The sequence below is a fragment of the Nocardia yamanashiensis genome (assembly GCF_021183565.1).
GTDB lineage: Bacteria > Actinomycetota > Actinomycetes > Mycobacteriales > Mycobacteriaceae > Nocardia > Nocardia yamanashiensis.
On record NZ_CP089226.1, the window covers coordinates 5,621,828 to 5,635,991 of the forward strand.

At 68.3% G+C, this 14,164-nt stretch carries 15 protein-coding genes; 7 read left to right on the plus strand and 8 right to left on the minus strand.

What is annotated here, in order from left to right:
* Positions 1-140 precede the first annotated feature (140 nt).
* Positions 141-1,067 carry a hypothetical protein gene (locus LTV02_RS26425; protein WP_233034545.1) on the minus strand — a complete coding sequence of 309 codons (927 nt, stop codon included), beginning with the start codon at positions 1,065-1,067 and terminating at the stop codon, positions 141-143.
* A 609-nt stretch (positions 1,068-1,676) separates the two neighbouring features.
* Here LTV02_RS26425 and LTV02_RS26430 point away from each other — a divergent pair.
* From LTV02_RS26430 to LTV02_RS26450, 5 genes are all read left to right on the plus strand, one after another.
* Positions 1,677-1,970 carry a WhiB family transcriptional regulator gene (locus LTV02_RS26430; RefSeq protein WP_067711670.1) on the plus strand — a complete coding sequence of 98 codons (294 nt, stop codon included), beginning with the start codon at positions 1,677-1,679 and terminating at the stop codon, positions 1,968-1,970.
* A gap of 415 nt (positions 1,971-2,385) precedes the next feature.
* The gene (locus LTV02_RS26435) at positions 2,386-2,970 is read left to right on the plus strand and encodes a sigma-70 family RNA polymerase sigma factor (RefSeq protein ID WP_067711675.1); all 585 of its coding nucleotides are present in this window, start codon (positions 2,386-2,388) and stop codon (positions 2,968-2,970) included.
* 1 nt (position 2,971) lies between these two features.
* Positions 2,972-3,286 (plus strand): RskA family anti-sigma factor, encoded by a 315-nt coding sequence (locus tag LTV02_RS26440; protein WP_233034546.1) that lies wholly within the window; start codon positions 2,972-2,974, stop codon positions 3,284-3,286.
* 146 nt (positions 3,287-3,432) lie between these two features.
* Entirely contained in the window at positions 3,433-3,948 is a 516-nt protein-coding gene (locus LTV02_RS26445) for a hypothetical protein (protein ID WP_233034547.1), read from the plus strand.
* Positions 3,949-4,091: 143 nt separating this feature from the next.
* Positions 4,092-5,069: a hypothetical protein gene (locus LTV02_RS26450; RefSeq protein WP_233034548.1), complete on the plus strand. Its 978-nt coding sequence runs from the start codon at positions 4,092-4,094 to the stop codon at positions 5,067-5,069.
* 124 nt (positions 5,070-5,193) lie between these two features.
* Here the strand turns inward: LTV02_RS26450 and groL are convergent, their stop codons facing one another.
* Both groL and groES read right to left on the minus strand, forming a co-directional pair.
* Positions 5,194-6,801: a chaperonin GroEL gene (groL, locus tag LTV02_RS26455; protein ID WP_067711683.1), complete on the minus strand. Its 1,608-nt coding sequence runs from the start codon at positions 6,799-6,801 to the stop codon at positions 5,194-5,196.
* Positions 6,802-6,899: 98 nt separating this feature from the next.
* Positions 6,900-7,202 (minus strand): co-chaperone GroES, encoded by a 303-nt coding sequence (gene groES, locus LTV02_RS26460; RefSeq protein ID WP_033086015.1) that lies wholly within the window; start codon positions 7,200-7,202, stop codon positions 6,900-6,902.
* A 632-nt stretch (positions 7,203-7,834) separates the two neighbouring features.
* Between groES and LTV02_RS26465 the strand changes: the two genes are divergently transcribed.
* Together LTV02_RS26465 and LTV02_RS26470 are read left to right on the plus strand one after the other, a co-directional pair.
* Positions 7,835-9,334, plus strand: coding sequence for an Hsp70 family protein (locus LTV02_RS26465; protein ID WP_233034550.1), 1,500 nt, complete (start codon positions 7,835-7,837; stop codon positions 9,332-9,334).
* A gap of 133 nt (positions 9,335-9,467) precedes the next feature.
* Entirely contained in the window at positions 9,468-10,109 is a 642-nt protein-coding gene (locus tag LTV02_RS26470) for a maleylpyruvate isomerase N-terminal domain-containing protein (protein ID WP_233034551.1), read from the plus strand.
* Positions 10,110-10,121: 12 nt separating this feature from the next.
* Here the strand turns inward: LTV02_RS26470 and tsaD are convergent, their stop codons facing one another.
* From tsaD to alr, 5 genes are all read right to left on the minus strand, one after another.
* Positions 10,122-11,153 (minus strand): tRNA (adenosine(37)-N6)-threonylcarbamoyltransferase complex transferase subunit TsaD, encoded by a 1,032-nt coding sequence (gene tsaD / locus LTV02_RS26475; RefSeq protein ID WP_233034552.1) that lies wholly within the window; start codon positions 11,151-11,153, stop codon positions 10,122-10,124.
* Entirely contained in the window at positions 11,150-11,668 is a 519-nt protein-coding gene (gene rimI / locus LTV02_RS26480) for a ribosomal protein S18-alanine N-acetyltransferase (protein ID WP_233034553.1), read from the minus strand. The genes tsaD and rimI overlap by 4 nt, the downstream gene beginning before the upstream one ends.
* The gene (gene tsaB / locus LTV02_RS26485) at positions 11,665-12,360 is read right to left on the minus strand and encodes a tRNA (adenosine(37)-N6)-threonylcarbamoyltransferase complex dimerization subunit type 1 TsaB (RefSeq protein WP_233034554.1); all 696 of its coding nucleotides are present in this window, start codon (positions 12,358-12,360) and stop codon (positions 11,665-11,667) included. Before tsaB ends, rimI begins: the two co-directional genes overlap by 4 nt.
* A 201-nt stretch (positions 12,361-12,561) precedes the next feature.
* Positions 12,562-13,020: a tRNA (adenosine(37)-N6)-threonylcarbamoyltransferase complex ATPase subunit type 1 TsaE gene (tsaE, locus tag LTV02_RS26490; protein WP_233034556.1), complete on the minus strand. Its 459-nt coding sequence runs from the start codon at positions 13,018-13,020 to the stop codon at positions 12,562-12,564.
* Positions 13,017-14,153 (minus strand): alanine racemase, encoded by a 1,137-nt coding sequence (alr, locus tag LTV02_RS26495; RefSeq protein ID WP_332909534.1) that lies wholly within the window; start codon positions 14,151-14,153, stop codon positions 13,017-13,019. The genes tsaE and alr overlap by 4 nt, the downstream gene beginning before the upstream one ends.
* Positions 14,154-14,164 lie beyond the last annotated feature (11 nt).

Consider the following 14,164-nt stretch of genomic DNA (forward strand, 5'->3'; position numbering starts at 1 on the left):
TGGCGTTACGAGTGGCACTTCGCCGGAGGGGCGGTGCTTCCGCGGAGGGGCGGAACGCGTCAACAATAGCGGCTGACTCATTCGAGACAGGTGTTACGGGGTCACTCTCGGGGACGATTCAGGGACCTCCCGGAGAACACTCAGGGTCGCGCGAGATGATCGGCGGCCGAACGGAATCGCCCGCCCCTAGTAGCCAGCAACCGTTCGGTATCGGCTGCGACGGCCGCACCGTCACCGGCCGGATCGATGCCCGCGCGCAGCATGGCGCAGGCCCAGCGCAGCGGTCGCAGCTCGAATTCCGCGCATTGCGAATCGACTTCGGCGGCCAATGCGCGGGCCCGGTCGAGATCGCCCGCCACGGTGGTCGCGGCGGCCAGCAATAGCCGGGATTTCACCCGGTGACGCTGCGACGGCGCGCGTTCGGCCAGCGCCAGCGCCGCTTCGGCGTGTCCGACGGCGGGATCGGGATGTGCCCGTTCGCAATCGGCGAGCGCGCCGGGCGCGGGCGCGGCGATCAAACCGGATCCCGGTGCCGACAGCGCGGTTTCGGCACTCACCCAGTGCAGCCGGACCCGCTGCCGCCACGCCGTGCCCGGATCCGGGAGATGAACATCGAGCTGCTGGCGGCAACGTTCGAGCAGCCGGGCGGCAAGGGCCGGGCGCGCGGTGCCGAGCGCGTCCGCGGCCAGGCCCGTCAACGCATCGCAAACCGCCTCGGCACGAGCCGCTTCCAGCGCGGGGGTGACGGGGGTGCGGACCGGGCCGGGCAGCACCAGGGCGGCGGCCCGCCCATCCGAGACAGCGGCGTAGCTGTGCCAGCCGAGTTGGCGCAGCAGGGAGCCCTCGGTGCTGTGGGTCAGCGAGCGCAGGACCGGATCGGTGGTGGCGCGGCGGGCGCGGCGGAGTTCGGCGCGGGCCGCGGCATAGTCCCCGACACCGCCCAGGGCGACGGCGCGCAGCCAGGATTCGGCGGGATTCGCGGGAGCGGGCAATCCGGTGGCAGCTCGCTCGGGGGTGGCGCCGAAGGCGGTGGCGGCGAGCACGGAGTTCACTTCGGGCACAGGCACAGCCGCACTGTAACCAGTGCCGCTATCGGGCATTCACGCCGCCATAGCATAGATCGCCAGCTATCCCGCAGCATTCACAAGCGGCATTGTGTTTCCACTCGGTAAATCTGTGCTCGCTATCGGCTAGCACGCCCGTAAGAAATTCGTATGGCGTTTCGCGCTATTAACCTGCGCGCCTCGGAGTGGCCATCTCTACCCTACTCAGTGCGCAGGGCGCAATGCTCGAGATCACTCGGGCCCATGGTGGCGCATAGCCGACATTGATCGCATTCGAGTTCGAAAAGCAAGTTCTACCTGGCCTTTTCGCCAGTCCGATGGGCTATGACTGCGACCCTGGGCTCCTGGGCAACCGATCAGTATCACCACAGTGGGGGTACTTTGTAAATAGAGAGGATGTTAATTCTCTAATGCGCTGGTATTTGGATCGCCGCGGGACAAACTATTGACTCGATTTCGTTCCCCGACCTAACGTACGTCATCGTCATCGTCGGTGCCGTGCGAAATTGCGGCAGCGGCGAAGTGCGATCGCCGGGTGCCGGCGATGCGGCCCACTGTTAGCCACAAGCACCGCTCGACAATGCCGACGAGCTCGCACCATAAGGAGTTCACATGCCTATGCCGACCCACCTCCCTGGTCCGAACGCCGATGTCTGGGATTGGCAGATGCGTGGTAGCTGCCGGGGCCAGGACTCTTCGGTCTTCTTCCACCCGGACGGCGAACGCGGCCGCGCCCGTTCGCAGCGCGAGATGCGCGCCAAGGAAGTCTGCCGGGCCTGCCCCGTGCTGCTGCAGTGCCGTTCGCACGCGCTGAAGGTGAGTGAGCCCTACGGCATCTGGGGCGGAATGTCCGAGACCGAACGCGAGATGCACGCCCGCCGCAACCGGCGCCGGGTAGTGGCGTAGGGCGCGGGGAGCCCGATCAGAAGCGCAGACCGTCTTGTGACGGCTGTGCACCACCGAGGCGATCGGGGCGCACGGTGCTCGTTACCGCTGAACACAGCGGTGTGATTTGCAATTTCCTCCCATCCGTGCGCCCCGGCGCGCCGAATGTCTAGCAAACAACCGGCACTGCTCCGGCAGCGATCGGTTGTGACCGGCAAGGCCTGGCGTGCGTCGGCGTGTCTCTCGGATCACGATTCGGGCAAGTCGGGACAAAACGGAAAATCGCTGTGCGACAGTCGTTTTGCCGATACCCCCCATCGAGAGGAGGTCATAGCGGCACGCTACCCTCGTGGCCGATGACACAGAACGGAGCGTTGTGACAACGCGGCCGCCGGCCGCAGAGGGCGACTCGTTCCAGAGTTCGAGGAACGAGCGGGTGGCGACGCCCGACTCTGCGATCACGGCACGCGCAGCCGAAAGCCTCGAACTCGCCGCACTTCTCGAACGCTGCGGGCAGTCGGATCAGCAGGCGTTCGCCGAGCTGTACGACCGCACCAGCGCTCGGGTGTTCGGCCTGGTCCTACGCGTCCTACACGATCCCGGTTACGCGGAGGAGACGACCCAGGAGGTCTATCTCCAGATCTGGCGTACCGCAGCCAACTTCGATCCGGCCAAGGGCTCCGCGGTCACTTGGCTGATGACGCTCGCCCATCGCCGCGCGGTGGATCGCGTGCGCGCCGAGCAGGCCCATGCCCTGCGCGAAGTCGCCTACGGCACCAGCACTCTCGGTAACGAATTCGACGAAGTCACCGAAGAAGTGGGTCGACGGCTCGAGCAGCAGGCGGTCCTGGCCGGTCTGGCCACGCTGACCGAGACGCAGCGGGAAGCCATCTCGCTCGCTTACTTCGGCGGCCGGACGTATGCCGAGGTAGCGGCGTATTTGGGCGTAGGATTACCGACCGTTAAGTCCCGTATTCGGGATGGACTGACACGACTCAAGAAAAGTTTGGGAGTGACGTGAGATGAACGAAAGCCAGATCGATCTCGCGGCCGCTGTCGCGCTCGGATCGATCGGCGACGAAGATCAGCGCGCAGTGGCGGAGTTGCTCGACACCGATGACCCGGTACTGCGCGCCGACTTCAACCAGGAAGTGCAGCAGACCCGAGAAGTCCTCGCCCAGTTAGCTTCGACGGTGGCCACCGCGCCGCCGCCCGCCCTTCGCGACCGTCTCCTCGCCGCCATCTCCACCGACCCGGCGCCGTCCACCGCGATCCACCACTCGCCCACCGCTTTCCGGCAGGGAAACGGCCGCAGCACCCCTTCGCTACGAGACTGACCTCGCCGCATCGCCGAGGTTTCGGTCGACCGCCCGGTCCGTTCAACCGCTCCGGGCGGGAGCGGATTCATTAGCGAAAGTAACAAATTTCGATGGTCGATCGACAGCCTCCGCAGAGCACGGAATTCGTGCTCGCGTAGAGGAGATTGATCGAATTGCAGACCATCGGTACTCACGGATTCCTCGGCATCACGGCACGGGCCGTCATCGCCGGCACCCTCCTGCTCGCTCCCCTGGCCGTTTCCGCGCCCGCGCTCGCCACCCCCTGTCAGCCGTCCGATCTCAGCTGCAACGGCGGCTACGGCGCGGACGGATACGACTCCTCGGGCCGTGACCGGTCCGGCCGGGACCGCAGCGGCTACGACAGCGGCGGTTACGACTCGTTCGGCCGCGATCGCTCCGGGTACGACCGCAGCGGTTACGACACCTTCGGCCGGGACCGGTACGGCTACGACCGCAGCGGGTTCGACTCGTTCGGCCGGGACCGCTTCGGCTACGACCGCAGCGGCTACAACCGGCAGGGTTACAACCGATCCGGATACGACCGGGAGGGCTTCACCGCGAACGGCTGCGCCCAGGACGGCAACGACCGGCCGGAGGCGGATCACGCCGCGTGCGAGGAACTGCGCAACAAGCCGCGGGTGTCCACCGGCAGCTCGTAAGCCGGACGCCGAAATGACAAGGCCCCTGGACGGATTCGCTTCCGGGGGCCTGCCGCGTTCCCGACCGCACCGCGCCGCCGAAATCGCTTGTGGCCGACTGCTAGGTTGGGGACCGGACACATCGGGTGCGGGGGAAAGCTGTGATGGCATTGCGGGCATTGCGCGAGTTCGTCGCGGCCGAAACCGAACAGGCGGAGATCGATTCGTTCACCGGCGGGCACGGCATCCTGCTGCCGCCCGAGGTGCGGGCCGAGATCGCCGAGATCCAGTCCGGCAGCACCCGCGCGGAACTGACCGCCGGCGTCGTGTCGCTGCGCAATCTCATGCCCGGCGCGGACCTGTTCCACACCGCGCTGCTGGCCCTGCTGTGCGGCACCATGGTCGAGAACGGAGCCGATCCGGGGGCGGCCATCGACGCCACGCTGGAGCTGCTGGTGCGCCAGCTGGACGCCCTCGCCGAGGATCCGGACGAAACCACCCGCGCCGCGAGCCGATTGGCGATTCCGGCGGCCATGACCATGCTGTGCCGGTCCAAGGAGACCCGCAAGCGCTGGCGGGCGCACCCGGAGGTGATGGAACGGCTCGACGATCTCGAGCACAGCGAGCTGGTGCCGTTCTTCCTGCGCGAGGTGTTCACGCTGCACGACGATCTGGATGTGCTGGTGCTGGACCGGAACAATCGGCGCGCCTTCGAATTCCGGCTGATCGGGATGCGGGATCGGCTCTATCACGGGTATGCGCTCCTGCAGGACGCCTTGCTGCGCCATACCGGGCCGGGATATCTGAATGCCGAACCGGTCGATCCGGCGGCGGTGCGATATGCGCGCAATCACGGTCTGACGCCGGAGGATTACGCGGCGGCGCCGAAGTTGCTGGATTATCAGCGCTTCAATTTCGCTCCGCCGGGATTCATGTTCATGCCCGGGTCGGCATCGCCGGCGGAACTGCCGGTATTGGACGGCACACCGCTGCTCCTCGTGGAATCCAAGGGCATGCACCTGCAATGGCGGCCCTCGAACATGTATCCCGTGGTGCACGAAGCCCTCGAGGCCTCCTGCGAGCTGGTGCGCGAGCTCGATCGCGAGCAAACCGAGGGCCTGCTCGGCCGCCTCGGGCTCTGAACCCCCGCCGGAACGACAAGGCCCCCGGACATTTCCGGCGTCTGGCCCGGATGACGAAGCCCCCGGACGGTCACCCGTCCGGGGGCTCGTTCAGCTACCCCGCGTCACCGCGGCGGCCGCTCGCTCAGTGCGAGTGCCCGTGGTGGCTGTGCTCCGGCTCCTCGGCCGGCTTCTCCACGATGGCCGACTCGGTGGTCAGCACCATGCGCGCCACCGAGATGGCGTTCTCGACCGCGGAACGGGTCACCTTGACCGGATCGATGACGCCCTCGGCGACCAGATCGCCGTAGGTCAGGGTGGCGGCGTTGAAGCCGTCCTTGCCCTCGGTGACCTTGGCGACCACGACCGCGCCGTCGACGCCGGCATTGGTGGCGATCCAGTACAGCGGGGACAGCAGCGCCTGGCGCACAACCTCGACGCCGACCGCCTCGTCGCCGGACAGCGAGTCGCGCAGCGCGCCCAGCTGCGCTGCGGCCTGCACCAGCGCGGTGCCGCCGCCGGAGACGATGCCCTCGGCGACCGCGGCCTTGGCGGAGGACACGGCGTCCTCGACCCGGTACTTGCGCTCCTTGAGCTCGGTCTCGGTGGCCGCGCCGACCTTGATGACGGCGACGCCGCCGGCCAGCTTGGCCAGGCGCTCTTCCAGCTTCTCGCGGTCCCAGTCGGAGTCGGTGTTCTCGATCTCCTTGCGCAGCTGGGAAACCCGCGCGTCGATGGCGTCCTGGGTGCCCGCACCCTCGACGATGGTGGTCTCGTCCTTGGTGACGACCACGCGGCGCGCCTTGCCCAGCACGTCCACGCCCGCCTCGCGCAGGGTGATGCCCAGGTCCGGGTTGATCACGGTGCCGCCGGTGACGATGGCCAGGTCGTCCAGGAACGCCTTGCGGCGGTCACCGAAGAACGGGGCCTTGACCGCGACGACCTTGAGGGTCTTGCGGATCGCGTTGACCACCAGGGTGGACAGCGCCTCGCCCTCGATGTCCTCGGCGATGATGACGACCGGCTTGCCGGACTCGGCGATCTTCTCCAGCAGCGGGAGCAGATCGGGCAGCGAGCTGATCTTGTCGCGGTTCAGCAGGATCCAGGCGTCCTCCAGGACGGCCTGCATGGTCTCCGCGTCGGTCACGAAGTACGGGGACAGGTAGCCCTTGTCGAACTGCACGCCCTCGGTGATGGCGACCTCGGTCTGCAGACCCGAGGACTCCTCGATGGTGACGACGCCGTCCTTGCCGACCTTGGTCAGCGCCTCGGCGACCAGGTTGCCGATCTCCTCGTCCCGCGAGGACACGGTGGCGACCTGCGCGATGGACTTCTCACCGGAGACCGGGGTGGCGGCGGCGTGCAGGGCGGCGGCGACCGCGTCGGCGGCCTTGCTCATGCCCTTGCCCAGCACCATCGGGTTGGCGCCGGCGGCGATGTTCTTCAGGCCGCCCTTGATCAGCGCCTGCGCCAGCACGGTGGCGGTGGTGGTGCCGTCGCCGGCGACATCGTTGGTCTTGGTGGCGACGGACTTGACCAGCTGCGCGCCCAGGTTCTCGAACGGGTCCTCGAGATCGATGTCGCGGGCGATGGTCACGCCGTCGTTGGTGACGGTCGGGCCGCCGAAGGCCTTGGCCAGCACCACGTGCCGGCCGCGCGGGCCGAGGGTGACCTTGACGGCGTCGGCGAGCTTGTCGACGCCGCGCTCCATGGCCCGACGCGCCTTCTCGTCGAACTCGATCTGCTTTGCCATGTGTTACCTACTCCTGAAATGAGTTGGGGGAGAACGCACTCCGCCCCGGGCCGGAGCTGATGTACAGCGGCGACGCCGGGGCGAGAGTTGGTCGTTCCCTACTTGGTGACGACGGCCAGCAGGTCGCGCGCCGACAGGATCAGGTACTCGCTGCCGTTGTACTTGATCTCGGTGCCGCCGTACTTGCTGTAGATGACGACGTCGCCTTCCTTGACGTCCAGCGGGATGCGCTTCTCGCCGTCCTCGTCCCAGCGGCCGGGGCCGACGGCGATGACGGTGCCCTCCTGGGGCTTCTCCTTCGCCGTGTCGGGGATGACCAGGCCGGAGGCGGTCGTCGTCTCGGCCTCGTTGGCCTGGACGAGGATCTTGTCCTCGAGCGGCTTGATGTTCACGCTCGCCACAGTGAGCCCTCCACTTTCAGGGGATTCTTCTCGTCCGAAGCGGTTGCCTCGGACGCACGGTTTCGGTCTGACCGACTCTGTGCAATCAGCCCCGTCGTCGCGGGTGCCGGGACTCCTGCGCAGAAGTCGTAGCTGGCACCTGAGCACAACAACCAGTGCCGACTAGCACTCTATACATGTGAGTGCCAGCGCTCAAGGGCGGGCTCTGCTACCGCGACTGTACTTACAAATGCAATAGCGCAGGACAACCGGGTAATCCCGCTGGACAACGCGACTCGCCGGGCGACCGGGCAGGGATTCTGAGGGCTTCCAAAGAAATCCGAAAATCTGTAACGTTCGGATAACGGATTGTGACACTATTGACGACGGCCGCGCGGCAGACCCGATCGGACCCCGTCAGCGCACCGCCGAGAGTTACATAAACGCTTCACCCCGCTAACTGTGCGGCATCGTCCGTGCAGGCATGAGACGAGAGCAAGACCGCAGTTGATCACCGGCTGGTCCCGACGCCCCATCGGACAAGGGTCCGGCCTGATCCGTAGCTCGGAGTCGTCCGTTACCCGCAGGATGCCTCCGCAGTCCGTTCGAGATGGCCGGTTACACCGGGGCCATCCGCTCGAAGGGAGGTGAACATGCGAACATCCCTCGGCATATCCGCCGGGAGCGAGGTGGTGTGCTCGGCAACCGTCGCCACCGCGCCCAACGGCGCCCAGCACTTCGACTACCGGGTCGTCACCGCCGACACCGCCCACTCCGATCTCGGTGATCTGGTGGCGTCCTCGATCGAGTTGATGACCACCCAGATTCCGCGCGAGACCGTGCATCCGGTCGGCGCGCACCCGATCTCCCGCAACGGCGCGCATGGCGATCCCGAACCGAGTCCGCCCGGCGAGATCGCAGTCGCCTACCGGGACCGGGAACAGGCCCAGATCATCCGCTCCGCCATCGGCCGCCAGCGCCACAATGTGAAGCTCATCCCGGAGAGCACCGCGGCGCTCGCGTTCCTGCGCCACACGGGCCTGCTGGACCGGTACGAGACGGTCGCCATCATCGACCTCGGGGCCACCGGCGCCACCGTCACCGTGGCCGACCACGCCGACGACACCGTGCTGCGCTCCGAACGCACCGGCGTGGTCAGCGGCAACGCCATGGACGAGCTGATCCTGCAGCACCTGCTGGACTGTCACCTGGCCCGGCGCGGCACCCGCCCGAACCGGGGCATGCTGCTCAATCGCAGCCGCGCCGCCAAGGAGCACCTGTCCATCGCGCCGGCCGTGACCATCGACCACGTGGCCGGGCAGCCGCTCAAGCTCACCCGCGTCGACTTCGACGAACTCGTCGCCGACCTGCTACGCGAGCTGGCGGTATTCGCCCGCGGCGTGTTCGCCCGGGCCCCGAAGTTCCCGGAGGCCGTCGCCGTGCTCGGCGGGGGCGCGAACACCCCGGCCGTGCTGGACAGCCTCGAAAAGCAGCTCGACGTACCGGTTTTCACCGTTCCGGAACCGGAATCGGCGATCGCCAAGGGTGCGGCGCTGGTCGCCGACACCACCACCCCGGCCACCTTCCAGGTGATCAACAGCCTGGGTGCGGACGCGCCGGTCGGCACCTTCACCAAGCTCGCGGGCACGCTGGCCGGGGCCATCGTGGTGGTGGGGCTGATCGTGGGCTACGGGATCAAGGAGATGATCCCGGAACCGCAGGGCACCAACTACTCGCCCACCACCACCGGCGCCACGGTGCCGGTGAATCCCAGCGCGCCGACCACGCCGCCGCTCACGCCGACCACCGCCGGGCAGACCCGCGGGACGGTCAAGAACACCGTTCCGTCCACCGCGCCCTCGACCGGGCCGAGCGCCGCCCCCAGCGGTAGCCAGACCACCGCTACGACCGTCCAGCAGCCGCCGCTGCGGCCGGATCCCGATCTGCCGCAGATTCCCTTCCCGGCGGACCTCCCGCGCATTCTGGGGCCGCTGCTGGGCACCCCGCTGCCGACCACCACCGAGAGCAACACCGGCGGTTCCACCACCACCGGCACCACCGCGCCGAGCACCACCGCGCCGAGCACCACCAACCGGGCCAATACCGGATCCGGCGGGGGCGGCACCACCACCCTGGTCCGCCCGACCGACTGAATCACCGCATCTCACCGCGACCGAGGATCGATCCCCCGGTCGCGGTCGTATGTCCGGGGCCTGCCCGGCGTGTCGTTCATCCAGGCCCCTTCATCCCCGGCCCGGATCGCCCGCGCTGTGCCACAGTCGAAGGATGGACGATTTCTACGGCAGCAGGGTGGATGCGCTCGAGGAGATCTGGGAAGTATGGGCCGAGCTCGGGGCGGGGCTCGACGAGAAGCAGTGGCGGACCGAAAGCCGTTGCCCGGGATGGGATGTGGCGGCCTGCTACGCGCATCATTCGCTGATGCCGGTCGCCTTCGACAGTCAGGTGGAACTGCCGGAACCCGGCGCGGTCGGCCGGGTGTACACGGCGGCCGAGGCGCTGCGGGGTTTCAACGAACCGGACGGCCTGGCCCATACGCTGGCCGATACCGTCGCGGATCAGGCTGCCGCGCAATCGGTTTCGGTCGAGCCACAGGAGCTGATCGACCGATTCCGGATTCGCGGGGCGAACGCGGTGCGCAAACTGCGCTCGGCGCCGCCGACGGTGGTCGCGCCGTGGGGTTCGACCGGACGCATGATCACCCTGAACGAAGGGGTGCGAATCGTGTTGCTGGAAGCCACGATTCACCTGCTGGACGTGCTGCGCGCCCTCGAACTCCCACCCGAACTGATCCCCGCCCGCGCGCTCACCGAAACCACCGCACTGCTCGCCGAGATGGCGCCGGCCGTCGACTTCATCGAAGCAGCGTCAGGTAGGACAACGGCCTCGCCGTTCCCGATCCTGCGCTGACGGGGCGCTGGTTCAGATGCGGCTGACCGAGACCGGGAGGCCCGGGTCGGTGGCCACCGTGAGCTCCGAAGGCGGTGCGCCACCGGCGATCACGTGCGCGCCCAGGGTGGCGATCATGACGCCGTTGTCGGTGCACAGCCGCGGCTTGGGCACGCGCAGGGTGATACCCGCTGCGGCGCAACGCTCCTCGGCCATCGAGCGAATGCGGGAGTTGGCGGTCGCGCCGCCGCCCAGCACCAGCGTGTCCACGCCGACATCCTGCGCGGCGCGCACCGCCTTCATGGTGAGCACATCGGCCACCGACTCCTGGAACGACGCCGCGATATCCGGGATCGGCAGGTCCCGGCCCTCGCGCTGGGCGGCCTCGACATAACGCGCCACCGCGGTCTTCAACCCGGAGAAGGAGAAGTCGTAGCGCGGATCGCGCGGACCGGTCATCCCGCGCGGGAAGTTGATGGCGTGCGGATCACCGTCCGCCGCAATGGAATCCAGCACCGGACCGCCCGGATATCCGAGCCCGAGCAGCCGCGCCACCTTGTCGAACGCCTCACCGGCGGCATCATCGACGGTGCTGCCCAGTTCGGTGATGGGCTGCGCCAGATCGGTGACCTGCAGCAGATGCGTGTGCCCGCCCGACACCAGCAGCGCCACCGCCGGCGGCATCGGCCCGTGCTCGAGGGTGTCCACGGCGACGTGCCCGCCGAGATGGTTCAACGCGTAGAACGGGATATCCCACGCCGCCGCATACGCTTTCGCGGCGGCCACGCCGACCAGCAGCGCCCCGGCCAGTCCGGGGCCGATGGTCACGGCCAGCGCGTCCGGCTTGGCGATGCCCGCCGCGGCCAGCGCCCGGCGCATGGCCGGCACGATCGCCTCGAGGTGCGCGCGCGACGCGATCTCCGGCACCACGCCGCCGAAACGCGCGTGCTGATCCACGCTGGAGGCCACCTCGTCGGCGAGCAGTTCGCAGCTGCCGTCCGGCAGCCGCCGCACGATGCCGACTCCCGTTTCGTCGCAGGAGCTTTCGATACCCATGACGATCACGACAAGACCTCCGTCGTCCCCATCGAAGATCCGTTGACGTCCTGCGGGAACCCGGCCACCGCGGGCTTGCGCATGGTGTACGCGTCCGCGCCGCTGGGCTGGTAGTAGTTCTTGCGCAGCCCGATGATGTGGAAACCGTGCTTCTCGTACAGCGCGATGGCGGCCGCGTTGTCGGTGCGGACCTCCAGGAACACCGGCCCGCCGCGCTTCCCGGCCTCGGCCAGCAGCGCCTGCAGCAACAGGGTGCCGATACCGCCGCGATGCAGATCCGGATCCACCCCGATGGTATGGATCTCCGCCTCCGGATGCTCCGGATCGCCCAGCAGCGCGATACCCGCGTACCCGAGCATGCGATTGTCCGCATCCCGCGCGGTGATATAGCGATTGTGCGGTCCGGCCAGCTCCGACAGGAACGAAACCTCGTGCCAGGGATCGTCTTCCGGGAAGAGCACCTGTTCGAGCTGCGCGCAGCGGGTCACGTCGGACGGCCGCATCGGTTCGATGCGGAGGGTCATCGGCCCACCTGCGCGTAACTCTTCTCCACGGCGTCCGGGCGGCGCAGATACAGCGGCACCAGCGGCTCCGGCGCGGTGCCGGCCAGCAGCTCGCGGGCGGCGCACCGCACCAGCCCGGCCGGGGACGGCGTCTCGACCGGCAGCACCGGCAGATCGAAATAGTCGACGTGCGAAGCGGATCCGGCGATCAGGTTGGCGGTGCCCTGATCCAGATCGGCGGGCTTGCTCACCTCGGGGCCCTCGACCCGGCCCTCGGCGCGATAGCGCGCCCAGTACACCTCGCGGCGGCGGGCATCGGTGACGACCAGCAACTCGACCGGTTCGTCCTGCACACGGCCCGCGATATAGGTCTCGGTATCGGCGGCGATGGCGTCCAGGCTGCACACGCCGTACACCGGCACGCCGAGCGCGTCACCGAACGCGGCGGCGGTGGCCATGCCGACCCGCAGACCCGTGAACGGTCCCGGTCCGATCCCGGCGACCACGGCGTCGATGTCCGCGCGGGAACGCCCCGACTCGGCCAGGCAGGCCAGGATCTGCGGGGTCAGCACCTCGTTGTGCGCGCGAGCGTCCACGGTCACTTTCGTGATGACCGTGGTGATTCGAGGAGTCGTCCCGGGGTCCGCCGGTTCCAGTTCCACCAGTCCCGCCGTGACAGCGGGCGTCGCGGTGTCGACAGCCATAATCAACATGATTCCCTCAACAATACCGGGACCGTCTCTCCAGGATTTACGCGCACACCCGAGCGGTTTCTCCTGGAAACGCGACAGCAGATCTCGCGAGAATCGGGGTAACTCCCCGGGTACGCCCAAAATTGTTTCGGCACTCGGCCGTTGTCCGCATCCATTCGGGCGACGGCCGTCAGTTGGGCGCTGAATTCGCGGGGAGGCGGATCAGCCTGCGGCTGCTATCCATTCCCATTCGACGGTGCGGATATCTGATTCGGGTTCGCGGCGGAGCTGGACTCGTAGATGGCGGTCGGTCAGGTGTTCTGCGACACCCAAACCCCATTCGACCACCACTACGGCGTGATCCAGGTCGGTGTCCAAATCGAGGGCGTCGAGTTCGTCGAGGTCGCCGCCGAGGCGGTAGGCGTCCACGTGGACGAGGCCGACGGCGCCGGGATGCGGGCCGGGGCGGTGCTGGCGGGCGATGATGAAAGTCGGTGAGCTGACCCGGCCTTCGACGCCGAGGCCGGCGGCGATGCCGCGGGTGAGGGCGGTTTTGCCGGCGCCGAGGGGGCCGTCGAGGATGATCAGGTCGCCGGCTTGCAGGTGGGCGGCGAGTTCGCGGCCGAGGGCTTCGGTGTCCTCGACGGTGGCCAGCAGGCGGTGGCCGCGGGCGTCGATCATCGGGTGCCGCCGATGTGGGTGCGCAGGACGCGGCCGCGGGGAGCGCAGACCACTTCGTAGTTGATGGTGCCGAGGGCGGTGGCCCATTCGTCGGCGTGCGGCTGGTGGGGTTCGGCGCCGAACAGGACGGCGGTATCGCCGACGGTGATGCCGGCCGGGTTGTCGCCCAGGTCCACGACCAGCTGGTCCATGCAGATGCGGCCCACATTGGGATATCGCTCACCACCGATCTCGACGGTGATGCGGCCGCTGAGCGGACGTGGGACGCCGTCGGCGTAACCGGCGGGAATCAGGGCGACGGTGGTGTCGCGGTCGGCGTGCCAGCGGTGGCCGTAGGAGACGCCCTCACCGGCGGCGACCTGCTTCACCAGGGCGATGCGGGCGCGGAAGGTCATGGCGGGACGCAGGCCGAAATCGGAAATCTCCGGCATCGGCGACAGGCCGTAGATGGCGATGCCGGGGCGGATCATGTCGAAGGCCAGGTCCGGGCGGGTCAGTGCGGCAGCCGAATTCGACAGGTGCACCAGTTCCGGCGGCAGGCCGTGCGCTTCCGCGGCGGCGACGTATTCGAGGAACCGGTCGCGCTGCATATCGGTAGCCGGATGCTCGGGCTCGTCGGCGACCGCGAGATGCGAGAACAGCGCCCGGAATCGCACGGTCTGCTCGCCGACCAGCTGCTTGAGCAGTTCCAGCACGCGCGGGAACTCGGTCACCGAGGTGCCGTTCCGGTTCAGCCCCGTGTCCACCTTCAGCGAAACCGTGGCTTGCCGCCCGAGCCGCCGCGCCGCCTCGGCCACCGCCTCCAGATGCGCCACCGACGACACCGCGACCTCGATATCGTGCTCGATCGCCGCCCCGAAATCCGCGTCGGATGCATTGAGCCAGCACAGGATCGGCGCGGTGATCCCCGCCTCCCGCAGCGTCACCGCCTCCGCGATGGTGGTGACCCCCAGCTCCCGGGCCCCCGCCGCCAGCGCGGCCCGGCCGACCTCCACCGCCCCGTGGTTGTACCCGTCCGCCTTCACCACGACCATGACCGCCGCGCCCCCGGCGTGCTCCACCAGAATGCGCACATTGTGGGCGATGGCATCCAGATCGACGAGCGTCTCCAACTGCGGACCGGCGTTGTTCACAATCCCGATCC